The 24,358-nt window shown below is 65.0% G+C and carries 27 protein-coding genes and 1 pseudogene; 9 read left to right on the top strand and 19 right to left on the bottom strand.

Annotated features, from left to right (window positions below):
* Window positions 1–698: 698 nt before the first annotated feature.
* From BLW84_RS20555 to BLW84_RS46345, 10 genes and pseudogenes are all read right to left on the bottom strand, one after another.
* A complete protein-coding gene (locus BLW84_RS20555) occupies window positions 699–1,601 on the bottom strand; it encodes an IS5 family transposase (RefSeq protein WP_093267576.1) in 903 nt (300 codons plus the stop codon).
* 200 nt (window positions 1,602–1,801) lie between these two features.
* The gene (locus BLW84_RS20550) at window positions 1,802–2,209 is read right to left on the bottom strand and encodes an SCO4402 family protein (protein ID WP_143061026.1); all 408 of its coding nucleotides are present in this window, start codon (window positions 2,207–2,209) and stop codon (window positions 1,802–1,804) included.
* On the bottom strand, window positions 2,176–3,396 hold the full coding sequence (locus BLW84_RS48410) for a putative T7SS-secreted protein (RefSeq protein WP_218157388.1): 1,221 nt from the start codon (window positions 3,394–3,396) through the stop codon (window positions 2,176–2,178). Before BLW84_RS48410 ends, BLW84_RS20550 begins: the two co-directional genes overlap by 34 nt.
* The gene (locus BLW84_RS49165) at window positions 3,396–3,959 is read right to left on the bottom strand and encodes a hypothetical protein (RefSeq protein ID WP_245761263.1); all 564 of its coding nucleotides are present in this window, start codon (window positions 3,957–3,959) and stop codon (window positions 3,396–3,398) included. The genes BLW84_RS48410 and BLW84_RS49165 overlap by 1 nt, the downstream gene beginning before the upstream one ends.
* Window positions 3,956–4,495 (bottom strand): CYTH domain-containing protein, encoded by a 540-nt coding sequence (locus tag BLW84_RS20530; protein ID WP_177226589.1) that lies wholly within the window; start codon window positions 4,493–4,495, stop codon window positions 3,956–3,958. The genes BLW84_RS49165 and BLW84_RS20530 overlap by 4 nt, the downstream gene beginning before the upstream one ends.
* Before the next feature lie 204 nt (window positions 4,496–4,699).
* On the bottom strand, window positions 4,700–4,831 hold the full coding sequence (locus tag BLW84_RS49925) for a hypothetical protein (protein ID WP_281247424.1): 132 nt from the start codon (window positions 4,829–4,831) through the stop codon (window positions 4,700–4,702).
* 81 nt (window positions 4,832–4,912) lie between these two features.
* Window positions 4,913–5,326: a RapZ C-terminal domain-containing protein gene (locus BLW84_RS20525; RefSeq protein ID WP_218157387.1), complete on the bottom strand. Its 414-nt coding sequence runs from the start codon at window positions 5,324–5,326 to the stop codon at window positions 4,913–4,915.
* Window positions 5,327–5,517: 191 nt separating this feature from the next.
* Window positions 5,518–5,634: pseudogene (locus tag BLW84_RS48405) on the bottom strand (Crp/Fnr family transcriptional regulator); the annotation flags it as partial.
* 55 nt (window positions 5,635–5,689) lie between these two features.
* Entirely contained in the window at window positions 5,690–6,262 is a 573-nt protein-coding gene (locus tag BLW84_RS20515) for a hypothetical protein (protein ID WP_143061025.1), read from the bottom strand.
* Window positions 6,263–6,427: 165 nt separating this feature from the next.
* A complete protein-coding gene (locus BLW84_RS46345; RefSeq protein ID WP_143061024.1) occupies window positions 6,428–6,847 on the bottom strand; it encodes a hypothetical protein in 420 nt (139 codons plus the stop codon).
* A 60-nt stretch (window positions 6,848–6,907) separates the two neighbouring features.
* Between BLW84_RS46345 and BLW84_RS47570 the strand changes: the two genes are divergently transcribed.
* The gene (locus BLW84_RS47570; protein WP_177226588.1) at window positions 6,908–7,072 is read left to right on the top strand and encodes a hypothetical protein; all 165 of its coding nucleotides are present in this window, start codon (window positions 6,908–6,910) and stop codon (window positions 7,070–7,072) included.
* A gap of 149 nt (window positions 7,073–7,221) precedes the next feature.
* Here BLW84_RS47570 and BLW84_RS20510 read toward each other — a convergent pair whose 3' ends face one another.
* The 3 genes from BLW84_RS20510 to BLW84_RS20500 all read right to left on the bottom strand — a co-directional run bounded on the left by BLW84_RS20510 (window position 7,222) and on the right by BLW84_RS20500 (window position 10,081).
* Complete coding sequence (locus tag BLW84_RS20510) at window positions 7,222–7,710, bottom strand: hypothetical protein (RefSeq protein ID WP_143061023.1); 489 nt, start codon at window positions 7,708–7,710, stop codon at window positions 7,222–7,224.
* 20 nt (window positions 7,711–7,730) lie between these two features.
* Window positions 7,731–8,396 (bottom strand): hypothetical protein, encoded by a 666-nt coding sequence (locus tag BLW84_RS46340; protein WP_143061022.1) that lies wholly within the window; start codon window positions 8,394–8,396, stop codon window positions 7,731–7,733.
* Between the two features lie 1,064 nt (window positions 8,397–9,460).
* Window positions 9,461–10,081 carry a bifunctional DNA primase/polymerase gene (locus tag BLW84_RS20500; protein ID WP_093267561.1) on the bottom strand — a complete coding sequence of 207 codons (621 nt, stop codon included), beginning with the start codon at window positions 10,079–10,081 and terminating at the stop codon, window positions 9,461–9,463.
* A gap of 282 nt (window positions 10,082–10,363) precedes the next feature.
* Here BLW84_RS20500 and BLW84_RS20495 point away from each other — a divergent pair, with 282 nt between their 5' ends.
* From BLW84_RS20495 to BLW84_RS20485, 3 genes are all read left to right on the top strand, one after another.
* Entirely contained in the window at window positions 10,364–11,647 is a 1,284-nt protein-coding gene (locus BLW84_RS20495; RefSeq protein WP_483880104.1) for an NsdA family TPR-like regulatory protein, read from the top strand.
* Between the two features lie 4 nt (window positions 11,648–11,651).
* A complete protein-coding gene (locus BLW84_RS20490) occupies window positions 11,652–12,542 on the top strand; it encodes an aminoglycoside phosphotransferase family protein (protein WP_093267556.1) in 891 nt (296 codons plus the stop codon).
* An 801-nt stretch (window positions 12,543–13,343) separates the two neighbouring features.
* Complete coding sequence (locus tag BLW84_RS20485) at window positions 13,344–13,607, top strand: hypothetical protein (RefSeq protein WP_177226587.1); 264 nt, start codon at window positions 13,344–13,346, stop codon at window positions 13,605–13,607.
* Between the two features lie 10 nt (window positions 13,608–13,617).
* On the opposite strand, the gene BLW84_RS46335 is transcribed toward BLW84_RS20485, so the two are convergent.
* The 4 genes from BLW84_RS46335 to BLW84_RS20465 all read right to left on the bottom strand — a co-directional run bounded on the left by BLW84_RS46335 (window position 13,618) and on the right by BLW84_RS20465 (window position 17,975).
* Window positions 13,618–14,577, bottom strand: a complete 960-nt coding sequence (locus BLW84_RS46335) for a hypothetical protein (RefSeq protein WP_143061020.1) — start codon at window positions 14,575–14,577, stop codon at window positions 13,618–13,620.
* A gap of 368 nt (window positions 14,578–14,945) precedes the next feature.
* Window positions 14,946–15,578 carry a 2'-5' RNA ligase family protein gene (locus BLW84_RS20475; protein WP_093267551.1) on the bottom strand — a complete coding sequence of 211 codons (633 nt, stop codon included), beginning with the start codon at window positions 15,576–15,578 and terminating at the stop codon, window positions 14,946–14,948.
* A gap of 1,248 nt (window positions 15,579–16,826) precedes the next feature.
* The gene (locus tag BLW84_RS50350; protein ID WP_093267549.1) at window positions 16,827–17,408 is read right to left on the bottom strand and encodes a creatininase family protein; all 582 of its coding nucleotides are present in this window, start codon (window positions 17,406–17,408) and stop codon (window positions 16,827–16,829) included.
* A 105-nt stretch (window positions 17,409–17,513) separates the two neighbouring features.
* Window positions 17,514–17,975 (bottom strand): histone-like nucleoid-structuring protein Lsr2, encoded by a 462-nt coding sequence (locus BLW84_RS20465; protein WP_093267547.1) that lies wholly within the window; start codon window positions 17,973–17,975, stop codon window positions 17,514–17,516.
* 178 nt (window positions 17,976–18,153) lie between these two features.
* Here BLW84_RS20465 and BLW84_RS20460 point away from each other — a divergent pair, with 178 nt between their 5' ends.
* Together BLW84_RS20460 and BLW84_RS46330 are read left to right on the top strand one after the other, a co-directional pair.
* Window positions 18,154–18,498, top strand: a complete 345-nt coding sequence (locus BLW84_RS20460; RefSeq protein ID WP_093267545.1) for a histone-like nucleoid-structuring protein Lsr2 — start codon at window positions 18,154–18,156, stop codon at window positions 18,496–18,498.
* 104 nt (window positions 18,499–18,602) lie between these two features.
* The gene (locus BLW84_RS46330; RefSeq protein ID WP_143061019.1) at window positions 18,603–19,583 is read left to right on the top strand and encodes a hypothetical protein; all 981 of its coding nucleotides are present in this window, start codon (window positions 18,603–18,605) and stop codon (window positions 19,581–19,583) included.
* 87 nt (window positions 19,584–19,670) lie between these two features.
* Here BLW84_RS46330 and BLW84_RS20455 read toward each other — a convergent pair whose 3' ends face one another.
* Window positions 19,671–21,077, bottom strand: coding sequence for an NsdA family TPR-like regulatory protein (locus BLW84_RS20455; RefSeq protein ID WP_218157386.1), 1,407 nt, complete (start codon window positions 21,075–21,077; stop codon window positions 19,671–19,673).
* Window positions 21,078–21,314: 237 nt separating this feature from the next.
* Here BLW84_RS20455 and BLW84_RS49920 point away from each other — a divergent pair, with 237 nt between their 5' ends.
* From BLW84_RS49920 to BLW84_RS20445, 3 genes are all read left to right on the top strand, one after another.
* Window positions 21,315–21,440 carry a hypothetical protein gene (locus BLW84_RS49920; protein ID WP_281247423.1) on the top strand — a complete coding sequence of 42 codons (126 nt, stop codon included), beginning with the start codon at window positions 21,315–21,317 and terminating at the stop codon, window positions 21,438–21,440.
* Between the two features lie 113 nt (window positions 21,441–21,553).
* Entirely contained in the window at window positions 21,554–22,732 is a 1,179-nt protein-coding gene (locus BLW84_RS20450; protein WP_093267663.1) for a JmjC domain-containing protein, read from the top strand.
* The gene (locus tag BLW84_RS20445; RefSeq protein WP_093267543.1) at window positions 22,681–23,619 is read left to right on the top strand and encodes an aldo/keto reductase; all 939 of its coding nucleotides are present in this window, start codon (window positions 22,681–22,683) and stop codon (window positions 23,617–23,619) included. The genes BLW84_RS20450 and BLW84_RS20445 overlap by 52 nt, the downstream gene beginning before the upstream one ends.
* Here the strand turns inward: BLW84_RS20445 and BLW84_RS46325 are convergent.
* Entirely contained in the window at window positions 23,505–24,083 is a 579-nt protein-coding gene (locus BLW84_RS46325; protein WP_143061018.1) for a hypothetical protein, read from the bottom strand. The genes BLW84_RS20445 and BLW84_RS46325 overlap by 115 nt on opposite strands.
* Between the last annotated feature and the right edge of the window lie 275 nt (window positions 24,084–24,358).

The following is a 24,358-nucleotide window of genomic DNA, read 5'->3' as shown; positions in this document are numbered from 1 at the left end:
AGTGAACTCCGTTACTTCGGTCTTGACAGGTTTCCGGCGTTCACCCTAATGTCTGAGTTGTTCAAGTTCAGTACTGTGGTGAGGTGTACCTATCGGGACACAACGTGTCCGGCGATCAGATTAGCACCGATCACCAAAAACTCGATCACGTCATTCAGTGATCTAAGTCACATATGCGAAACCCCTGGTCAGACGGCCAGGGGTTTTTTGTTCGCCCAGGCCAGACGGGTGAGTCGGCCAAGACCTTCTCGGCCATCGACCGGCTTCCGGCTCTGCGGTGCGCAGCGGACCGGCGTTCTCCGGCGCCCACAGCTTGGCCCACCTTCGGCGCTGCGCGTAGATCTCATCTGCCAGCGCACGGAACTCGTCCTCAGTCCGCGGAGTCCCGTGCTGCTTGCGTCGGTAGGACAGGGGTGTGCGCGGTCATGCACGCCTGGCACTGCCGGCGCCCGCACTGCTAATAGTGGTGGGCAGCAGTTACCGGTGCGTTGGTCTCCTCGTCATCCGTGTGGGTTCTTCAGGCGCGTCACGCCGCCAGGGGAGGTCGGCGACTGCAGCCACGGCCTTGCGCGGGTTGAGGTGGGGCGAGCTCCTCGTCGACCAGTACCAGTCAAACGTCCTTTTTCTCGACACGTTCGGGAGCTATCCGAGCCAGCACCCTGATCGATCGTCTGAGAGGCTGTTGGGTATGTGAGTGATTACGCTGCGAGATGGGTCTCCACGGTCAGTCGGCGTGCGGCTTCGCGTTCGGTGGCGTTGGACCACCGGACGGCTTGGCCGGCCAGCCGGGTGGCCATGAGGCGGATCATCGCAAGTTTGATCATGGTTTCGGAGTTGGCAGTCAGACGTTCGTAGTCTCGTGCGAGGCGCCGATTACGGACGAGCCACCCAAAAGTTCGTTCGACCACCCAGCGACGCGGTAGAACCCGGAACCCCTTGGCCTCGTCGCTGCGTTTGACGATTTCCAGTACCAGTCCGAGGTTTTCCTTCGCCCAGGCCAGCAGGCCGTTGACGATGGAGTTGGCGTATCCACCATCGGCCCAGACCAGCGCGATCGAGGGGAAGCGGGCGGCCAGGCGTTGCAGGATCTCCCGCCCGCCGACGCGGTCCTGCACCGACGCGGAGGTGACCATGACGACCAGCAGCAGGCCGAGGGTGTCCACGATGAGGTGCCGTTTGCGGCCTGTCGTTTTCTTGCCCATATCGAACCCACGCGCTTCGCCACCCTCGCTGCTTTTGATGGACTGGGCGTCGAGCACCGCCGCCGTCGGGTCCGCCTGGCGGCCGGCCTGGAAACGGACCTGATCGCGCAGCGCGTCGTGAACACGGTCGATGGTGCCGTCTGTGGTCCAGGTCCGAAACCAGCGGTAGGCGGCGTCCCAGGGCAGCAGATCGCGGGGAATCATCCGCCACTGACAGCCCGAGCGCAGCACGAAGAAGATCGCGTCCAGCACCGGACGATCGCCGTATTTCCTTGCGGCACCGCCCTTTCGGCGGTCTCGTACCGGCATCAACGGTTCCAGGACAGCCCACACCTCATTGCTCAGGCTGGACGGATAACATGAACGGCGATCATCCCCGCCGGTATCGCAGTTGCACACACAACAAGATCACGACGGGGATGATCCTTTTGTCATCCCGACACACCAAACATGATCAACACCACGTCGCACTACGTGCCCGCCCAGTTACCCAACAGCCTCTGAGGCCTTGGCGATCAAGACCAGTTCAGACGGGGAGCCGCGGACTTTGGTCCCAGCGCCCGTTCGGCGACATCGCTCCCTACGCGGACTCCGATCCACTATCTGTTCTCGTGTCGGCTGAGAATCTGGTATGCCCGCTGCGCCCTGGTGACAACTTCAGGCCACTGTGGATGTTCGAGGTACTGACCATCACTGGCGTCGCCTAGCTCACCGATGAGTGGGTCGAGCACCTCGCCGAGTGCCTTGATTGCTTCCACCTCGCTGAAGTGGAGAACAACACCGACTCGTTGCTCCGGTTCGGGAAGCACGCACGTGTCGTCGAAGAGGATGTTCACGTTTGTGGTGAGGTCGTCGTAGAACCCGTCTTGGGGGTACTCATGGCGGATCCAGACACGGCGCTGGTAGTCCAGGTCGGACAGCGACCGGACTGCGTCGATGACTTCTGCCCGCATCTCGGGGTAGCGGATCGACTCTACGGGTGGTTCCACGATTTCCACTGCTTCCACTCACTCAACGGGATGTGCGCTTCTTCGGGGTTCTGCTTGACGGAACCCGAGATTGGCTCGCCGTCGCGGCCGATTACCTTTCCGTGCTCTCTGACGATCACGTGGTCGACCTGCTGCGTGGGTTGGGAGTTGTTCGGATTGCCTTGGTCGATCCTAACTCCGCTGCCGGGATCGCTGGGATCCTGCCACCGCTGCCCGACGCCCTTCTTCGTAGCGCTGCCATCACCCCACTCCGCGGGAAGCTTCTCCTGCACCGCAGGGTCCTCCCACGGAAGAGCGGGCGCAGGCGCGGGTTCGGCGTCATGGGTATCGATGACTTCGACGGAGTCGTCACCCGCGGCTTCGGAGGCGAGCCCTGCCATCGAGACCCCCATCGCCCCAATGCCGGTAACCAGGCCAGCTGTCGACGCAGCGCCAAGCGGAATGCCGCCGACCGCGCCGACGCCAGTGGCATCCAAGGCGACGCCGACGGTCTCACCCGCCGCACTGACCACGGTGAGCGCCGCACCTCCCGCCAGGGCAGCGACCCATTCGGGGTGGCGAATGGCGGCGTTGCCGAAAGAGGCAAGCCCGTTGACCACGCTCGCGGCAGTGTCGCCGATCGCTTCCCCAGCCTGCGCGAGCCAACTTCGCTCTTCGGGTGCTTTGTCCCGCGCACGGCCGACGACGTCGGCCGTGCGCTCTCCGGCCGCTGCGAGCTGGCCGCGGGCGCGCTGCAAAGTCTCCCGGGCGGCTTGGCGCTTCGCTTCGCCAGGATCGTGGAAGGCAACCTCAATAGCTGCTGCTCCGGGCGGTACGTGCTGCCCGACTTGCTCTGTTGCTCGGGCGTGGTCGGCTTTGGCCTGTTGGGTCGCGGCTTCGCCGTCGTTCCACAATCGGATCGCTACGGCAGCTTGTCCTTGCGCCCAGGTCAGTGCCTCGCTGTACTGCTCTAGTGCCCCCGCCGAGTGCTGGAAGCAGTCGCCAGCTTCCAGCCACTTGATGGGTTCGCCCTCGAACGCGGACCGGAACTGCTCTGCGGCTTCACCCTCCCAGCCCTCCGAGCTGTCGATGCGTTTGAGCCCGTCGCCCGCCTCCTGCAGAGCGTCGCCGTAGCGGCGCATCGACGCCGCAGTAACGCGAACAGCCTCAGCGTTGCCAGGTATCAGGGCATTCGGATCGTTCGTGGTTCCGAGTTCAGCAGCCATCACTGCGCTGCCGGGTCGTCGCCACCGGTCCGTTGCACAATGCCCTCGAAATGGGCCCGCGCGGCTTCGTCGGTCTGCAGGTACGCCTTCGCGCAGTAGTCGAGCCGGGCAGAGACTTCTTTGGCGTCGTCGGTTAGATTCGTCACGCCTTCGTTCCAACGATTGCAGAATTCGTCGACCGTGGTGGCCAATCGATCGTGGCCGAATGCGTCAGCGGGGCAGTCGACGTCGCTGACCTTGCGGTCGTTCATCGACTCGATGGTGTCGCGCACACCTTTCGATGCACCCGTCAAGGCAGTCAAGTCGACGCGAAAGCCGTCCACCAAGCAGCTCCGTTCTCGGATCGTCTGCAGACCGTCGCGAACACTAATTACGCGCCCGAGTGATATGGGGTTGATCGAGGATCGTTCCCGCGAATGGCGCAGTCCGTGATGTCGTTTGTGCTTCAGCGTGAGGAAAACCTGTGGGCTGCGGATCCAGCGGACGTTGATGGCCAGGTCGGCCGGCGGCGGGGTGGTGCGGTTGTAGCCCCAGGTGAGGACCTCCAGTACTGCCGGGCTCACGAGGCCACAGTCACGGCCCGCGTTACCAGTTCCCGGTATGGGAGTTCGATCACCGGCAGCTCATCGAGCTGCAGGTGGCGTTCCACATTGGCCACGGCGCCGCGGGCGTCTGCATCATCGAGCGCGACCTCGACTGCCACGAAGGTGCCGACCCCGGAAATCTGGTCGATGACGACCCTGGCGTGCTCCAGCGCCAGGTGTTTGAAGATCGCGCGGGTCTTGACCACGCGCACCTGCTCGACCGCGCCGATTGCCTTTAGCAGCGCAGCGGCTTCTCCTGCCTGGGTGATGTCGGCGCGCATGACCTGGATCTCGCGCGTGGAGCCAGGGATGGCGGTGTAGGCGATCTCGGCGACGTTGTCGCGCTCGCGGATGCGCACCCACACATTCGGCTGTGAGTAGTAGATGTCGGTCTCGACTGCCGGCTCGGCGGAGCAGTAGTAGCCCGCCATTGCCAGCCTGCTGCGCAACTCGGATTCGGCTTCACTGGTCAACTTCCACTTGCGGTTGATCTCAGGCAGAGTTGCCATGTCCATCCTTTCGATGTGAGGAGCAGGGTGCGACCGCACGTCATACGGGCTCCGTAATGACGTCATCGACGGCGCAGGAACAACCTGAGACGGGAACATGAGAGGAGCACCACCTGGTGTGTGCTGTGACGTGGTGCCCGCGGCACACAGATTCACTCCGGTCCCGGTGAGGAACCCGCAGCAGGGCGGCACCTTGCTGGAATCACGTTCTCATCTCATGTACTGCGCGAGGATCACGAAGCCCGCGAAGACGCCCAGCATCACCATGCAGCCGAGAAGGCAGCCGCGAGGGCCAACAGGTTTGTCATCGTGGACGAGAAGAATCCAGTTAACGTCGCCCAACGCCGGACTCCTCCAATGTTCGTCGCCACCGCGCGGGCGGACCTTTGTGCGACTCAGGTAGCCGCGTAGTCACTCCCACTGTCACGGTGCGATCACCACCCGGTCTGCGTCGTGTTGCATCGTTTCCGTCGCGAGGTCCAGGTGTTTGATGCAGACCGTCGTTCCGGTACGTCGGATGGCTGCGCCGACCAACTCGGCGAGTACGACAGACTGATCGTGTCCGGTGGTGCATCCGAATGCCCACGTGAGTGCGCGCGAGTCGCGCGACTCTGCATCGGCGAGCTGAGGGCCGAGAGTATCGAGAAGGCCGTCGAACCACGAGTCCAGCTCGGCGAGCATCCATTTCTGGACGGACTCGTCCAGTACGGAGAGACCCCGGAATTCGGGGATACGAAGCGGGTTTGGCGCGCTACGCACGTCAAGAGAGAAGTTCGCCGGCGGCGGGACTCGTTGGCTGTAGCCGAAGCTCAACAGAAGCACGATCGGCGGGATCACTGCGTGAGCTCTCGCACCGCCACGGAACGGGCGGGATTGCACTGGCCAATCGGGCATGTGGACTCCTTCAGGGTTTTTGGATCAGGTTTCGGTCAAGCGTTGCTGAGGGCTCAGGGCTCGGGGCGTGGCCGCTCTTCAGAGCCTCGGTTGTCGCGGTGCCGTGGAGAACAGAAGTGTGGGTGCCTACTGCCCCGCAGCAGCTGCTCGGCGATCTCTGGCCGAGTGGTCATCCACTGTCGAAGCGCCGCGCGGTTCATACTCCAGGCACGCACTTCAGTGAGAGCGGTCGCCGTCGAGGCGCGTGGCCCTCAGTGAACTACGACCAGTAAGGGCGCGTTGGTTGCTGGATGCTTGTCTCGTCCGTCACCGCTGCTGAGGTGGAGTTGTGACGGCTTCGCGGCCGGCGGAGCGCCGTGAGGATCGCTCCTCAGCGATTGCAGCAAGAGTCTTATGCAGTCGGATGGCGAAGAGATAGTTGCCTCCGAGATCAGCGGCCACGTAGCTGACCCCGACAATGACGGCGACTGCTGTGGGAGCCCAGGTTGAGATCACCGCGATCATCATGATGCCGTAGGCAGCAGCACACGCGCGCTGGATGATCCAGTGTGGACTGGTGATTTCGGCGCGGGCGCTTCGGGGATCGCGGGGCAAGCTTTCGGTCATCCCCTCGAAGTAAGCCTGATCGCCATCCTTGCCGTCGCTTTCCGCGGCTGCGCGCGCGGCGCGACCGCTGACGACGCGAGTGACCAAGCTTCCGGCTCGGAGAATGATGTCGAATGAGAGGAAAAGCCCTCCGATCCACGCGTGGTGGGCGGCGGTGGAGAGTCCGAGGATCATCGCGGTCGCTCCGGTGATCCACAAGATGGTCAGACTCAGGGCATGCAATCCCACGGTTACCAGTCCTGGCTGGGGATCGTGCTGTTCGGTTTCTTTCACTGTGCCTTTGCTTTTCGTGTTGATGGTGTGGAGTGCTGGCTGCCGCCACGCCGTTGTGACAGCCAGCCGGCCGCGACCCGATACTCGATAGCCTTTATGAGGCGCTGCCATCCATGATCGACTGCCGCCCGCTGCTACTAGATCGCCTGGGCATGCCGTGCCGGCTTACCGGTGGCAGCAGTCCGGCCAGGGAAGTTCGCTGTCCGGTTTGCGACACCAAACTTCGTGTGGGTTTGGGCCGCGGAACTGGACCTTGGAACGCCGACCGATCGGGATACCGATCCGGTTCACGCCGGAGATATGCAGCCTTGCTCGGGCTTCGTATGCAGACATCCCGAGCTGCGCGGCTATTCCTGCTACTGGTACACCCTTCCGCCACTTTCGGAACACCCTTTCGTTTAAGAGCCACTCTTGATCGGTGTCGAGCCTTTTGCCGTGGGAGCGGATCTCAATTCCCGCGGCTTCGAGACGCAGGCGTACGGCGCTGGCGCTGATACCGACACGGTTACCCACTTTTTGCTGTGAAATTTTCCTGGTCACATAGAGTTCGATGATGGTGCGGGTCGGGACGTCATTTCGGATCATGACTGGTGATTGCGTGAATGATGTACAGGTCGCTCCACCTTCGTCCGGCCGGAGTCGAAGATGACGGATGAACACCCCGGTTCCCGGGGGACGCGGCGCAGCGGCGAGGTGCTCGGCGACGGCACGGCCGCGTCTGTCGGAGCAGCCGATGGCGACCCGCAGCATCTGCCCGCGCCGAATCCGAAGCTGGTCACCACAAAGGGTGACGGAGAGGGCGCGCTTTGATCACTCAGCCGGATGGTCATGTTGGCCTTTCTCGATGATGATTTCTGGGGCAGGAGCGGGATTAGAGGGCGTCCAGGGCGGCGGAAGCCGGGCTCGGCAGCCTGCGCTCAGTCGAGCGCAATCGCCGTCGGCGTTTCGTTGGCAGGTTCTCACCTCAGTAGCTGTTCGAGGCGCCGCGTGATCTCGCGGGCCGTCACGTTCACAACGTCGGCGGCCTGGGTAGCTGCCACTTCCACGACCTCACCATTGGTGTCCCTGTCCAGCCCTAAGAGCTTTAGCCGAACCAGGACGTTGTCAACGGTCAGCAAGACAATGGCCTTTCCCGGAGCTGTCGCGAGCACCGCGCCCTCACCAACGCAAGGAGCGTCCTGAAACCGCAACCTCAGATCGGTAATTGCCTGATCACGTGACATCTGCGCCATGTCGTCGCCCGACGTTGTTGCGCTGTCTCGGTACAACGACGCCGATACGTGCAGAACCCGTTCCATCAATCGCGGGCCATCCGGGGTGAGGTCGCGATGGCACCAAGAGCAGATGCTCGTCAGGCCGTCGCTGTCGGCAGGGCCTTGCCATCCGTGTGCCGGGCTACCAAGGAGTCCTTCTATCTCCGGCGAAAGCAGGGTGTAGATGTCAGGCACTCTTCGGAAACTCATGGCACTCAACCCAGCTCGAGGTTGTGCACGATCTCACGGGCTACCTCGAAGCTGGACGAGACCGCCTGCTTGCCCGGGATTGCCACGAGCTTGCCCTCAGCGTCCATATCCCGGCCGGAGAACGTCATCTTCAGGTTCAGGTTGTCGACGACGATGATGTAGTTGATACTCCCGCCCGACGTGCTCCGTACCGCATGCTCCCCGACGCCCGGCGCCGGTGCGAACTGGCCCGACGCGTCCTTGCTCAGCCGGCCCAGTTCTTCCAATGCTCCGTCGGCGCCGGATCTCCTGGTCATGCTTCGATGCAGGCTGACGTGCAGGGACAGCGCCCGTTCAAACGGACGAGCACCTTCGGATCCCAGATCGCGATACGTCCACAAGCAATAACCCGTGGTCTCGACAGCGATCGCGTCCCTCTTGTATCCCACTCCGATCACGCGGCTTGCAGTGGCCGGCGAGACGAGGTCACAGATCCGCGGGAGTTCCCGGAACCGGTCGGTTGCCGGGGCGAAGCCGTTTCCGGTGCATCCCGCGGTAAGCGAGCCCAGCAGCGCTGCCACTGCTACCAGCCGCATGGCAACCGCCCGATGCCAAGGCACGGCGTGCGTGAGCCAGGACTGCACGGGGTACGTCGTGACGTGCGTCGATTGATCTCGGAGCAAGCCACTCATGCAGCAGGTCTCCATCCACGATCCGTAGAAGTCGGTACCTGGGGGATCACGGTGGTCGCAGAGGTGCGATCCATCAGCGTGTCGGCTGTAAGAGCGTCGCAGGCGGTGAGGATGCGCTCGATGCGCAACGCGTTGACAGAGAGCTCAGGACTGGCCAAACAGAGCGGACACAACGACAACCAGGTCGGCAGCGGAACTATGCGCCGTATGGGAACCCTGCCAACCCCAAGCCACCGCTCACACAATGTCAGGTCGACGCCAAGTCGAGGTGCAAGGACGTCCGCAGTGCGTATCAGATGCGCGTGAGCCACCCGACTTTCACTATCCCCCGTGATCCATATGCCATCCGGCGTCATCAGCAGCGTGCGGTTTGGCGGCTGGGAAGGTCGGCAGCTGCCGTGCGTTGCTAGGAGACCCATGCGAGACCAAGCAGGTATAGGCCCCAGAGAACGATGGCCGACCATGATGGGAGGCGGCAGCCGAGAGCCATGATCGCGAAGATCCCGAGGATGTAGTACTGCCGATACGGCCACGGTTCCCAACCCTTCGGCCGTAGAAAAGGGACCGTAGGAGCTGCGACGACTCCGAGGGAGAAGATTGACCATGCAAACAGGTCGCGTAGGCGCGTTGACGCTATCCTGAGCGCTTTTTCATGATGACGATGTGGTTTTGAGCGATCTGTGTTTCGATCTTTCCGCTCTGACATCCGTTCAGTCCTTGCCCATGTTGTCGACGCCGTTGAGCGAAACCACGACCACACAGGGCTTCATGCCACGCTCCTGCGACGTCTCACCATCGAGAGTCGCGGAGTATGGCAGCGGTTCACGTATCAGCTCGGACCACGAATTCCGTTGCAGCATGGGCAGCTTCTCACTCGCGCGAAGGGGCCCGTTGGCCGGGCGTCTTTCAAACATTGCGGTGTCCCGTTCCGCGGTCGTCGTGGATCAAGAAAACCGGAAAAATCCCGGCAGTGGGCAACCGCAACTACCTCGGCCGCCCACTGCCGGGACCGACCGGTCGCTGTTCGGGGTGGCAGTCCGGACTACCCAGTGACCGCTCGGCGACTACACGGGTATCGGCGTGTCTGTCTCTCGGGTGTCCCAACACTGCTGCAGGCAGTCCAGCGTGGGTGTCGCTTCGGGAAGACGCCAGTCGACGTCTTCAGGGGTGATGCGCCAGTAGTAGGGCATGTCGCCATCGATCGTCGGCGGCAGGGGGACGAAGGAACCCCCGCTGTGCCACGTGACCGGCGCCGGCACGTCGACTAGCGGCATCGTTTGTCCGGCCGATTCGACGAAGACCAGCCATGTGCGCCGTGTCACGGCGACAGGGCCACGGAGCTTCAGCGCTGCGAGCATGTCCTCGGCCGTCCGGCCCAGACTGGTGGGCACCTCAAGCGCGTCGATTGCCCTGCCACAGGCGAGCAGCACCGAGTAGGGGCGACGCGTCCACCATTCCCAGACCTGTGCGAGGTCGGTGGTGGCCTCCGCACTCAGCTCGGTGATCGGAACCAGCCCCGTCGAGCAGGATTTGCCCAGCCACGGAGAGTCCGTACTGACCTGATAGGTCCCTGGAACCAGCGGCCACTGGTGGTCGGCGAGTTCGGTTGCGGCGTCGCGAAGCTCGGTCCATCGCATCCCTGGAATGGGATGGATCATCCGAACTTTGGGATCAACTGGCGACATGGAGGATCACCACCGGGAATCTCGTTTCCCCGCTCAGTCGCCCGGCATTCCGAACTTCGGTCGCAGCAGCGTGCATCGCAGACACCCCTCGTTGGGTCTCGCGGAAGGTGCCGTTACAGCACCAACAGGACCCTTCTCACCATGCCCATGGCGAGTGGCTGACGGAACGTCCTCGAACTGGCCGACGAACTGGCAGGGTTACTGACAGACTGAGAGCTGTCACGTTTGGTGATTAGGTGATGTCACCCGTACTGTGGTGATGCGCTTTGCGGAAGGTCAGCGATGAGCACACACGGACACCGTCGCAATACTGAGCTGGAGTCGGCACGACGTCGACACAAGCTCACCCAAGCCCAGGTCGCCGACTCTGTGTCGCGGCACCTGGCCTTAGACCCGCCGATGTCGACTTACTATGTGTCCAAGCTGGAGCGTGGCATCCATCGGTGGCCGAATCCTGTGTATCGTTCTGCCTTCCGCGCTGTGCTTGGTGCGGAGTCTGATGCCGAGCTGGGCTTTTATTGCCCCAGGGCGATCGGAGAGGAGGACGATGTGCACCGGCGCTCTTTTCTTGGTCTGGGCACCGCCGTCGCCAGTGGGGTGATGCTGAGCGGATCAGTATCGGAATTCTTGGCGCGGGCAGAGTCGCCCACTCCCGTGCCGCAGTGGGTCGGCCGCTCCGAGGTAGCCCACGTGACCCAAAGCGCCGCGACGTTCTCGGAATGGGAGCATCTGTATGGAGGCGGGCTCTCCCGCGAGGCGGTAGGCGGGCAGCTGCGGTGGGCAGCTGGTCTTCTCGAGGCCCGGTGCCGCACCAGTGTGGTACGTCGGGAGCTCCACGCGGCTGTTGGCAACCTTGCCGAGGTCGCCGGCTGGATGTCGTATGACGCTGGAGCGCACGACTCAGCGGACCGCTACTTCCGATTCGGCCTGTACTGTGCCGAACGGGCGGAAGATCAGAGCCTGCGCGCGACGATCCTTTCTGACATGGCGCGGCAAGCTGTCAGCCTTCGGCGCGAGGATGCCATTGAGCTCGCCGAACTCGCTCAAGTCCGGGACGACCGGCTCACCGCTCGTGAACGGTCGATGCTCCACGTCGTGCGCGGCCGCGCTCTGGCCAGAGAAGGCAGGATCGGAGAGTGCCTTGCGGCCATCGAGTGCGCAGACGAACACTTCGCGCAGAGCGTCACCGAAACGCCGCCCTGGATGGAGTATTACGACGCAGCGGAGATGCGTGGAGACTCCGGGCACGCCCTGTTCGATCTCGTCGACCACGGCTACGATCCGCACCCAGCCATCGACCGCCTGGATTTCGCCGTGCACCACCACACACCGAAATACGCCAGGTCAAAGACCCTGTCGCTGATCAAATCCATCACTCTGCAGATCAACGACGACCCGGGCGCCGCCGCCCACCGAGGGCTGGAAGCCCTCACGCGGGCCCAAGATCTCCGTTCCCAGCGTGTCCGCAACTACCTCCGCGACCTGTACGTCGCGACCAAACCACATGCTCGCTATGGCGACGTGACCGACCTCCGTCACCAGATCGCCAAGACACTGCAGCGCTAACACAATGACCACTCCATCCGACCGCGCTCCAGCCGAAACCCGAGCCTTGCATGCGGCCTGTGCCCAGCGAGGAATCGACAGCGCACACGCCGAACTTCTCAGCTTGGGAGACAGCGCGACCTACCGGCTGCCACACCAGCTCGTCGCTCGCGTCACCCGGACGGTAACTCAGCGCGAAACCGCGTTGAAAGAAACCACTTTGGCAGCATGGCTGCTACACACGGCCCACATCTCGGTCGTGGAGCCCGCCGAAGAGCCGGTCGAACTCAACGACACCGTGGTGACATTCTGGCACGAGCTGCCCTCGTACAGACCCGCGACCCCAGCCGAGATCGGACACTTCCTGCGTGATCTGCACACTATTTCTTCACCCAAGGGGGAGTTGCTTACAGCGCTGCGGCCTTTCGTGCGGATCGCCGAACGAATCAACGCCGCTCCGATTCCGGCAGGGGACAAGAGCTTCCTGTGTGATCGCCTCCGCAATCTCGAGAACCACTGGAGGACTGCCACGTTCACACTGGGGCCGGCCTTGATCCACGGCGATCCGCATGACAACAACATCGTTGCCGTCGACGACGGCAGAATCCTGGCGCTTGACCTCGAGCGCGTCGCGATCGGCCCGCCGGAATGGGATCTGACGCTCGTAGCAAGCGAGCATGACAGCTTCGGTTGGGTCAGCGCTGCCGAATACCAGCAGTTCGCTGACGCTTACGGCTTCGATGTCCTTTCCAGTCCATCCTATGAGCTCCTGCGAGACATTCGCGAACTGCGCATGACAAGCTGGCTCGCCAACCGCGCCGACCAAAATGACCAGATCGCGAACGAAACGCAATACCGCATCAACTGCCTGCGCGGACACAACGGGGCACGCCCCTGGAACTGGACCGCGTCCTAACCGATGCGCACGGCAATCAGCTTCGCCGAGACCTTTAAGCCTGTCCACGGCAAGAAGCTCGTGTCGCACCGCACAGTCGGACTTCGCGCCGGAAACCTGATGGGCGCGAGCGGTGACGCGATGCCGACAGCGGGTTGAAGGCGAAGTGCTCACAGAGGGGCCTCGCTGCCCGACGCCTGGATCGGCCGGGCCGATCCGGCGGCCAACAGCTCCCAGGACCCGATCGCCTACTGCGACTGCGACCTGCCCGAGGAAAGACCGTTCCTCTACCGGCCCTGCGGCTGCGGAGAGGCTACGGACCGGGACTTCCTGCCCGGCCACGACGTGCGCGCCATCCAGGCCCGCGTCCGCGAACAGACGAACAAAGCACCCTGCGACAAACATACGTACTCGCCGAAGCCGGGCTGATCGCTGGCACTGACGGGGTGCGGTTCTTCAGCGACCCGGCCACCTGCTCGAAGGCCCCGCCCTGCAACGCGACGGTTTCCGGGGACTGGCGGACTTCGCCCGCCCCGGCGACACGGTCACGGTCTCCGAGCCGTACCGTTCTGCCGCGACCTGGCCGACATTCTCGCGGTCCGCTCCTGGGGCCATGACCACAGCGTGAACCTGCGAGCGCGCTGGTGGGTATCACCGATCTGGCTGCCACCGACGCGATCAATTCAGTCAGAGCCTGTTTCCGCCATCAGCGACACCGGGGATGCCGGAGCGGACCCGATCAGCGCCCGCCCGGCCCAGACAGCGTTGCCAAGGTGATTCCGCTGCTCATCTTCGTCCTTTCGCCGAAGCGGACAAGCGGCGGTGACCCGCCCCGCCAGCTCCGGACCGGTCGAGGATCCCGGAGCCGAATACGGGCAGCTGCAACTGATCACGCTGGAAGGCTGGCGTGGCTTCGTCACCGAAATACACACGGCGCCGGACCTTCTGCCCAGGCACATCTGGACGGGCCTGGCAGAGGACGAACGCTCCTGCTACGACGACGATCGCATCGACCACCACTCCCGGCTGTTGATGGTCCAGACCCCCACGATCCGCCAGGTCATCACCGCCGGTCCCTGCTTCTAGTGTCCTCGGGTTACTCGAAAGCCCTTGGTGGGCCGTAGGAGTGTTCGCCCGGGGCGACAAGCTGGCTTGAAAGCTGGAACCGAACCTGGCTCCAGGCGTCTCCGTATCGCCGGACATTCAGGAACTCGGGCGGGTTCAGGTGATCAGCGACCCGGGTGCTCAGTGCGCTGTAGAGGGCGGAAGGGAGCACATCCCAGGGCGCGGACACCCACGGACTTCCGTCGGCGACGGTGGCTACGATTCGCAGCCCTGCGTCGACCCGGATGATGCATCGCTCGTCGAGCAGCACGGCGCTGATCATGGGACGTCGTTGGTGCGGACCGTCCCCCGCGAGCCATTCGTCGGCTTCCGCGTCGCTCCAGCCTGTGGTGGCATAGCGCAGCCGAATGTGGGCGTTCGCCGTTCGCTGCCGCCAGAGGCGCTTCGTCTCTGCGGATGCATGGTCCGGGACTTCGTAGTCGGCATCGATGACACGGAATCCGCTCTCGGACCAGGACGAATGAGCGGCAGTGGCAGCTGACGGGGAAACACGCACCACCACCGCGACTTCATCACCGCCGGAATCCACGTTGCCCGCGGTCCACAGCACGGTGTCGTAAGAAGCTCCACTGTCATGCAGTCTCCATGGCCACGGCCAGGGGCGGCTGTTCGGGTGCTGTCCGACGCGAGGCGCCCAGGGCTGATCTGGCGTGGGGTCACGGGGATGCAAACACACCGTCAGATCTCCGACGGAGAGGTGGAGGAACTCAGCCGATGCCCGTGCCGGACGCAGCGTTACCGGCAGGTCCGGGTCTGCCGCCTGGACCAGCTCGGCTGCGACCATGTCGGCGGTAGGCCCTCCGCGCCAGGACACGAAGAGAACGCCGGCGTTGGTCGTGTATTCCAGAGGGACCCCTGCCAGCATGCCGCGGTGCAGCTGCAGCGTTGACGCCAGCCAACCAACAACATCGCGAAGTTTTGGGTCCAACATAGGGCCACGTTACAACGCCGCCATGGCCAGAACTCGTAATCCCCGGCGATGCACCGCTGAGTTGGTTGACGCGCGTTGGCGGTGCTGGTGTCGCCGTCATTGAGCCTTGGCTCAGCGCCCGTTCCGGGCTGCCGGCTCTTTACGTGGTTGGCCGAGCATTTCCGCTCCCGCATGCACGCGGCTCGCGCCGCAGCGAGCTGCATGTGGACGGCGCGGTTGAACCAGCCGTTCTCGCTACGTCGCGGTCGTGGGTCTAAGCCGGCTCCGCTGCGAGTGTTTGACTGGGTCAGCCGTCGTTGCCTGTCTAGGTCGGTGAACGACGGCTGATCCCCAACTTCATCACCTTCGTGCTGGTGTACGGGGTAGAGCTAGCGCCCGAGTGGGATCGCCGCGATCGGTTCCCAAGTGAAGCAGCCGCGAGCGGGGTGTTGCGTGACGGCCAGGAGGTGTACCTGGTCGACGGTGACTTCGACCAGTGGCCGGCGGATTTGCTTGATGACGTTGGTGATTGCGCCGGAGTCGCCGGGACGGACCCCGTAGCCCAGGGACGTGTGGGGGACTGCGTTAGGGCCTAGCGGTGGCAGGGCGTCGGGTCCGAATACGTTGCTCACGGCCGTGCGGGTGTGGCTGACAAGCTCGCCCCAGACCTCGTCGGCGTCAGGGGCGACCCAGAGCTCGACGGCGTGCACGCCTGCCTGGGGAGGTCCAACCTGCAAAGTGATCGGATCGACGTGCCGCAGCTGCTTGGCGAGGTGGGTGACGAGTTCGTCCAGGTCGAGTTGGGTAACCTCGCTGCGATGCTTGCGCAGCATCTGGACGGTGAAATGAAGGAAGGCGGCCGGTTGGAGGCCGAGCCCGTACTGGCCGATGGGGTCATCGCCGAGGAGGGTGTGGTAGTCCGTGACGACGTCACGGACTTTCTGGTTGGGCAGCGCGTAGACGTGCAGGCGCTCTTGGATTTCCCAGGTTGCGCCAGGAAAGCGTTCGAAGAAGCAGTCCATGTAGCCCTTCCTTCGTTCTCTTTGGTGCACTCGAGGAGTTCACGTAGGCGGTCTGATGGTGGCCTGCTGCGCACCAGTTTTCGCTGAGGTTCATGCCGGCTAGCAACAACTGCATTCTCTGGTGTCGTCACGTCCCAGAGCCGCGGAACCGGACCGCGAGCCATGCCTTCCGCGCGGAGCTGGTGAGCTAACCACGCCCAGACGACCCGACCTCATGCCTCCAGAACGAGTGCCGCTGGCAGTGGCAGGGGCACGGTACCGCCGCAGTAGGGGAGAGAATCCACTGGTGTTCGAGGCGTTTTCCATGCCGATCCCGAGTAGCGGCGGGAAGGTGACAGCGTCCCGGTTCCCGTAGTGGCAAAGAGAAGCCACGAGAATCCGAATGTCTCCTTTGGTCGGGGGCGCGCCACCGCCGGGCAGGAGGCTGTCGACTTAACAAAGCAGCGTCACTGTGCCAGCTGGCTGATCCGCGTCGACCGCGTACGCCGACAACGGCGGGTGGATTGCGTCCACGACCCGGTGCGACAGATGTGGTTTATGGCGGTTGATCAGGGGGAGGTCCTGCTTTCTTGTTTGATCGGTTGTTGGCGTAGCGGCACATGCCGAGCATAGTGCCGATCCCGGCCAGCCATGGCGCAATGGTTGCCAGGCTTCCGTGCACGAGGACCAGGGTGATCAGTACGGGGAGGAGCGTGCCGAGGATGAGGGCGATCGAGCGGCAGGTCGTCCCCCAGTCGCCTAAGGCCTGGTCGAGTAGGTGCCAGACGGGGCTGTGTTTGGTATTGTGTGGGATGCTCCTTTTTCCTGGTTGCTCGTGCTGGTCGTCATTGTGTTGAGCAGCCACTCGTCCTGGTCCGTGGTTTCGACGCCGGGGTGTCCCGGCTTGTTCCGCATGCGCGGCCATTCGAGGACGGCCTGTCCTGGCCCGTCACCGATGCGGACGGTCGTGTGCCCGTGTCCACGCAACGACGGCAGCGCACGTTTGCGCTACCTGCCGTCGGTCTTACCGAGATCGTCTCGGTAAGACCGACGATCGCGTCGACTCTTCGTCCAGCGGTGATCAACGATCGGCAAGTGGTTGCAGCGCTTCAGAGCTACCGGCCACGACAATGACGATCACCGTATTCGCTCGAACGGGCGAGCAACCACAGCGCCGCACGGGCCGTCGAAGCCCTCAGGTAGGGCTTGGCAGCTCATCTGGACAGAGGTTCCGTCCGGTGCGACAAGGTGGCGACGGAGTTCGTAAGCTCAGAGCCGACGTTGTTCAGCTGGCAGAACTGCGCTGGGACATCGGCCGTGTGGTTGCCGCGGTGGGGACCGTTCGATGGGCGGGGCGCAGGAGCAGGTCGGGGCGTTCGTCGGCGCGGTGGTCGGCCGTCTCGCATCCATCGCGGACGAGCGAGGGCGCAGCGTGCACCAGGATGCTCGTCTTCCCCTCGCCTGCGTGCATATCTTGGGACGCGGTGAGCTCGCAGCCTTCGGCCTGGCGGGCCCTTTGCCAAGCACCGCTGCCGGGGTGGCTTTGCTCGCGAATTTGGCGTCGGTTGTTCGCTGATTGCGGCATCGGTTGGGATCGGCAATGTCGGTGACGATGACGTGCAGCATCGTGGCGCGGACCGAGACGGTGCCGGCCAGTAGGCCTTCGTGCTCGTGGCTGCAGGAGATGGTGGTTGGCGGCAGGAGCAGTAGATCGGAGGCGTCGCACAACCGGGTGGCGATGATATGGGCCATCACCGAGTCTGTCGCCAGCGGTAGGTGCGCGCCATGCTGCTCGCGGCACGGTCGCGCTCCGGCGGTGAGCGCGACGCGGAGCCTTTCCAGTTCGGACAAGGCTCAGGCCGGCAAGGTCCGTCCCCAGAATGGCAGCTCGTTGCAGCGCTTTTCGCGGGTATGCGTCGGACCGCCGCCATGGAAATCGGACCAGCAGGCCGGTTATCAGTCGACTGCGGAGGAGAACTGCGGCATCGAAACCGCCGGGACGCGGGCCGCTTCCGGCTTTGGCTCTTCGTCCTGGGGCGTGTCGAAGATCGTTTCCTTGACGGGCTCGGGCTGCTCGACCGGTTCTGGGGCGACCTGCGCGGCGGCCTTCTTGCTGAGGTGATCGCGGGTGCGCTGCGCGGCGCCGCGGATCTGTTCGGTCAGCTGCTTGTTGGCCTGCCGGGCCTGCTTCTCTTCGCGCTCCTGCTGGCGCGTGCTGCGTGCCGGCTCGGGCTCTAGGGTGCGCGCGGACTTGATGTAGCGCTCGAGGACGTCCCGGAGTTGTTGGGTGTGCTTGTCGTTCAGGTCGATTTCGTACGTCACACCATCCAGCGCGAGGGTGACGGTGTGGTTGGCTGGGGACCCGTCGATGTCATCGACGCGTTCGACCTGAATCCGCTGCAACGCTACGCCACCCATCTGAGCTCGTGAACAGGATTACCCATCAACCGGATACGCCTCCTGTACCGTCTACCTTAGAACACCAGAGATCAGGTGCTAGCGCCAACCAGCAGCAGCCTTGGTTCCGTGGGGTTCCACATTGAACTCTTTGAAATAGTCATGCCGCGTTGTACGCTGTGGATTAAAGGAGACCGTTTTGGCTCAGAAAGTCACTATTCAGCTCGTCGATGACGTCGATGGCACAGCAGCCGACAGTACCGTGGAGTTCGCCTTGGACGGGGTGAACTACTCAATTGACCTGTCCACCAAAAACGCCGCTAAACTCCGCGACTCGCTGGCGTCTTTCGTGGCCAACGCGCAGAAGACCGGTGGCCGCAAGCGCGCCGCTGTCAAGGGCGGCAAGCCTCCTGCGGCGCCGACCGCGGCCGACCGCGAACGCAACCAGGCCATCCGGGATTGGGCCCGGAATCGGGGGATGCAGGTTTCCGACCGGGGTCGCATTCCGGCTGAGATTGTCGAAGCCTACGACAACCAAAACTAAGATTCGCACGTTGTTGGTGCCTGGCGCGCGATGCTTGCCAGGCACCAGCGTGTGTTCTCGCTGACAAAAGCCCGAGGTCGGTTCGCCTGCTTGGACGGGCCTTCATGAACGACTTGATGGCCAGCCGATCGCAGTTACTGAAACGCAGCAATGGTGAGCGCGACGACGACACCGCGTGTGATGGAGCAGCGGATTCCGTCGCGACACCGGCTGGTGGTTCCCGGCGATCCGATCCACTGGCCGATCTCACCTTCGAGGTGCCGCATGGCCGTCGTGCTGTGGCTGGGCTGTCGGGGTCTGGCACCATCTGGCGGGTGGAGCCGTTTGTATCAGGTGAGGTCGCTGAGTGGCTTAGCGATCATGATCGGGCGCTGTTGCGCTCCGGCGAGTTGTTCGAGCACCCGACGTATCAATGTCTGCGGTGCGGGCAGCCCGGTGACATGGGCCGTGATGAGACCTCGGTCGTGGTTCTCTTGGCCAACGATGAGAGGACGCTGGGTGCTTTGGGGCGGGTACACGCAGCGTGCGGCCCCAGCGCGATACACAGTCGGCGCGAGGTCGAGGAATGGGCTCGGGCGGGCAAGGCTCGTGGTTCGGGTCTGCCTGATGGGGTGATCACGGCCTGTCTTGAACTCGACGGGGTGCTGTATCCGGCCGTGATTGTGGTGCCGAGCGCGAACTTCAGGGTGTGGGCAGAGGGGGCGGCAACGCCGGCTGATTCGTGTGTGGCGGAGATGCGGGAAAGCGGGTTTTCACTGGTCGAATTGCCTGGGCCGGCGCCGGTGCAGCGTCTGCGGTGGACGGTGCGGGTCAAGCAGAGTCAACTGGTGACTATCGCACGTCCTGGTCGCACTTGGTGGTCCTGGCAGGAGGCAACCAAACCTGTTGCGCTGGGGGAGGAGTGGTTGTCGGCCGCGCGGGACAGGCGCAGGGTCGTGCTGCTTGTTACGGGAGCTAGGTTGGCTAGCTACGGTGATGATGAAGCTAGGTTTCGTGCCGCGCTGGTCTCGGCAGGCTCCCAGGGGCGCCTTGCGGGGGCTTTGGTGTCGGTGAACGGCGTGAAAGCTGCCCGCATGACCAGGTGATCAGGCGACCAAGGTGGGGTAGTGCGGTGTGCGCCAACGGTGGCCGGTAAGGCATTGCCATCACTGGCGTGCCGCCAGGTGGATGGGCTAGTGCCCGTTGGGTTCGGGGCTGGTGCGTGGTGCCGGGGTATGCGCGGGCAGTGCTCGTAGTCGTTCGCGGAGCTCGCGGGATGTAGCCGCAGGCGAGTGTTCGGTGTGGAGGTCGGCGTCGAGCGCGGCCAGGCGGCGCCGGGTGGTTTCCCGGAGGTGAGCCGGTGACACCGTGTCGAGCACGGTGGTGGCCAGGGCAGTGGCGTCGGCAGGGTTGTGCTCGGCGGCGTGAGCGCGGGCGAGGATCACCGTGGCGGCGGCCCAGCCTCCGGAACTGGTGGACTTGAGACTGATGGCGGTCGCGGCATGGTGTCGAGCGCTGGGGGTGTCGTCGAGGCGCAGGGCGGATTCGGCGAGGTGTTGGTGCAGTTCAGCGCGGTCGAAGCCCATGCGTCCGGGCTCGTCGTCGGCGGCGTCCATGTGGTGCTGGGCCCGGGTGGCGGCGTGTTCTGCGTCGCTGCGGCGGCCAAGCGCGGCCAGGGCCCGTAGTTCGCACCAGGCGGTGATCTGCGCTCGTCGCAGCGGGGTGTCGGCGTACTCGCGGGCCTGGTGGGCGAGATCCAGGGCGTCGGCGGGCCGGTCACCGAAGAACGCCACCATCGATTGCGCGCCCAGGCTCCATCCGGCCAGGCGGTGCTCGCCGATGCTGGTGCCCAGCCGGGCACCAGTACCGAGGTGGATGTGCGCCCCGGCGTAGTCGGAGCAAGTGAACGCCAGGTCGCCGAGCAGCGCGGACAGCCATCCGGCCAGGCGCCGCAGTTCGGTGCGGGCTCTGTCGTGTTGGGGGTGGGTGAGCATGTCGACGACCATCTGGCGACACCGGTGGATCTCGCCGGCCAGGACGGTCGGCGCATAGCGCGGGTAGTGGCTGGCGTAGTAGTCGATCGCCCGTTGCGCCTGCTCGTGAGTGGCCGGGCCGCCGCCGGGTCCTTCGATCTCACGCTGGAGCTGCACGGAATCCGCGACGGCGGTCAGGGCGTTGTTGACCATCACCACTCCCGGCTCAGACGGTTGCGTGGGCCGACCATACCGACCAGCGACCAGCATGCCCGGCAGGTTGAGGCCGAGTCGCCACGGCGATACCTGGTAGACACGGGCCAGGGCGGCGGCGTAGTCGGCCTCGGGCTGCACGCCGTTGTGTTCCCACCGGCAAAGCCGGGCCGGTGTCAGCCCCGGTGGAGCCAATCCGTCCTGCTCGAACACCTCGCAGATCGCGGCCACCACCTGGGGACGGCTCCACCCGTAGGCCAGACGCCAGACCTCCAGAGCTTTGAGCTCGGGAAGCTGCCGGGCGATCTCGTCGGCGATCGTGGCCACGTCCCAGTCGGCGCGCTGGCCCCGTCTGCGGATGTGCGCGGCACGGTGAGCGAGTTCGGCGCGACGCGCGCGGCTGATCCTCAGCATGATCACTCCCTGCGCAGATCACCGACAGTATTCCGCCGTCGGGTTCGCCGCATTGCCGCGCGCGGCAATGTTCGCCCGCATGGCCGTCATTGATCCGCACATTCCCGCCCGGCGATCGTGGATGCAGCGCCCGAGGGGTTCGCCGAGACCTCGACGCGGTGGGTTCGTCGGGCGCGTCTTCACGACACGGCCACGTACGTGGCCCCGGCCGCCGCACTGAGGGGAGGTGACCCAGGGATGGAGAACGACGAGCTGCTGTTGAGCGTGGAGCGGCTGCACCAGGCGCAGAGCCGCGATCGCATGGCGATGACCTCGGACGGCAGCGATTCCGGCGAGACCAAGGATCCGCCTCCAGGGGCCTAGGACGCCAGGCACAACGAGGGTGCGGGCCCTGGGTTCGCCGCTTCTTTTCCGGCTGCCAGGGTTCGCACTTTCTCGTCGATCACCCGCTCCTTGTCTCCGGTGTGGAGGTCTTCATGACGCTTCGTTTCGTCCGCGATCTTGAGCAGGCATTGGCGTGGGACAACGCCGGGGACCTGGGGCGGGATTTCGCCCGGGGCGCCCTGCCGGATCCCGAGCTGTCCACCCGGCTGCTCACCCCGCACCGGCTGCTGGACCTGCTGTCCTGGCGGTCGGTGGACTTCCCGCAGATCCGCGCGTTGCAGCACGGCGCCGACGTGCACACCCGCGGCTACCTGACCGCCCGCACGACCCGCCGGGGCCAGTCGGTGCCCATTGTGGACACCGAGAAACTGGGGGTGCTGCTGGGAGAGGGGGCTCAGGTCGTCGTCGATGCCCTCAACCACCTCGATGCGGCCATGGAGGTGGCCTGCCGGGCGTTGCAATGGTGGTGCGGCATGACCGTGCAGGTCAACAGCTACCTGACCACCGGGGACGCCGCCGGGTTCGATCTGCACTGGGACTCCCACCCCACGATCATCGTGCAACTGGCCGGGTCGAAGCGGTGGGAGGTGCGAGGCCCGTCTCGGGTGGCGCCGTTGTACCGGGACACCGACCCCAACACCGAACCACCAGAGGAGATCGTGTGGTCTGGCGTGCTGCGCGCCGGTGAGGTCATCAGCATCCCGCGGGGCTGGTGGCATGCCGCCACCCGCGCGGACCACGACGACGACAGGCTCTCGCTGCACCTCACCTTCGGCATGGCCCCGCACACCGGCATCGACTGGATCTCCTGGCTGGCCGACCTGGCTCGCGACGACGAGCGATTCCGCCACGACCTCGGCCCCAACACTGACCACACCGCACTCGCCGCGGCTCTCGCCGAGCTGGCCAGTGAGAACAGTCCGGCGGACTACCTCATCCACCAGCGTCAGACCGATGCCCGGCCCCGGCGAAGTGTGACCGGCGGCGCGTTCGGCCCACCCGAGAAGCTGGTGTGCACCACCCCGTTCGCCCCGGACATCGTCGAAACCGGCGAGGCGGTGACGGTGATCGCGGCCGGGCGGCGCCTGCGCTTCGCCCCCGCTGCAACCCAGTGCGTGCGGCTGCTGTTGTCCGGCAGCCCCGTCGATCTCGCCGACGCCGCTGCCACCACTGGCGTGGACGTCCACAAGCTCGGCGCCGTGTTGCTGGAGGAGGGACTGTGCACGGAAGCCACGCCCGCGTTGTGCTCGGCCTACACCGCACTCGACTAACCCCGCAGCTGCTGCGAGCGGCGCTCACCTTCGGCGTGACCACAGTGGATACCGCGCCGCACTACCAGCACGGCACCGCCCATCAGCAACTCATCGACGCCGCCGGAAACCTCCTCGACCGCTTCACGGTATGCACGAAGATCGGCTACCACCACAACACCGCAACCGGCAGGAACACTCACAGCCTGGACCCGCAGCGGCTGTGGTCCTCCGCCGAGGCTGCGGTGCGGAGCCTGGGCCAGCCTCCTGCGGTGTTGTGGCTGCACAATCCCGAACGCAGCCTGGCCGGCCTGCCGGTCCACCACGCCGCCGAGCAGCTGGCGCAGGCCGCCGTGGTCCTCGCCCGCGCCGCCCGGCGCGGATGGTGCCGCAGCTGGGGCATCGCCACCTGGAATCCCGACCAGGTGCTCCCGGCAGTCGCCGCGATACGCGACGACTGGCCCAGGCCGGGGCTGGTCATGACCCGCTCTGGGCTGCTGACACCCTCGCAGGCCCTCACCGCGGCAGAGGGCCTCGCTGCACGCTGCGGGGCCAGGTTGTGGGGGATGAGCCCGTTCGGCGGTGATACCCAGGATCCGGTCTGGCGCGAGGTCGACCCATGCCAGTTCCTGGCCCCAGGCCAGGAATCCACGCGGTGGCAAGCCGCGCTGCGCTTGGCGCGCGCGGTGCCTGACGGGGTGGAGCGGGTCGCCGTCGGCGCCAGCACCCCGGCGCACCTTGCTGAACTGATCACAGCACCCCGGCTCAGCGTGAACACGCGGCTGGTGGCGTCCTACCGGCGGCTGCTGGAGCGCCGCAGCGCGGCGGAGACCTCGACGGCGGCGAGTTCCGCCGGTGCCCGCAGCGGCTCAGTGTCCGGAAGCGTCAACAGCGGGGCCAGGCTGTAGGCCCGGCACAGCAGGCCCTGCTTGCTGTCCAGGTACGGGGCGAATTCGGCTGCGCACCGCTGCGCCAAACCGGGTGCGGCCAGCGCGTCGGCCCACAGCCGGGCGTGATCCAGCCCGACCGGGCCGCGCCCGAACTCTTCCCAATCAAGCAGGACCAACTCCGGGGCCGTGAGGTTGGCGAAGCCCATGTCCCCGTGGAGCCCGCCCCACTCGGTCACCGTGGTGTCCACCTCGGCTCCGAACACCGTGGTGATCCGCTCGGTGAACCGCTGCTGAGTCACCGTCTGCTGCGGCAGCGGCACGGCGGCGATTGCCACCGCGTCCAGCGCACGTTCCAGGTCACGCCACCAGTCGTCGGAGAAGCCGGGATCGCTGGTCAGTGTTCCGGCTGGGATCACCGGGGGCTGTGTGATGAGGTCCAGTTCGTCGGCCCGCCACATCAGCCCGTCGGCATCCCAGCGCACACCGCGATACCACGCCGGTCGGGGAACCCCCACCAATTCGGAGGCAGCCACCACACCAGGCACCCGCTCCACCGCCGGATGCTCGACCGGCCAGACCTGAAGCCGAACCCACGTGCCCGCATTCGACGGCGCCCCCCACGTCCGGCGTTTCACCACCGCCCGGGACGTATCCAGCCGCACCCCTAGTTCGGTCTCCGCCCGCGTCACGGCGCAGGCGCATCCTGTCCGCCGTAGATCCGGCATCGCGACCCCAGTCCCGTTCACGGAACTGAGCC

Source organism: Saccharopolyspora shandongensis (genome assembly GCF_900106995.1).
Taxonomy (GTDB): Bacteria; Actinomycetota; Actinomycetes; order Mycobacteriales; family Pseudonocardiaceae; genus Saccharopolyspora; species Saccharopolyspora shandongensis.
This window is presented reverse-complemented; position numbering and strand designations above follow the sequence as displayed.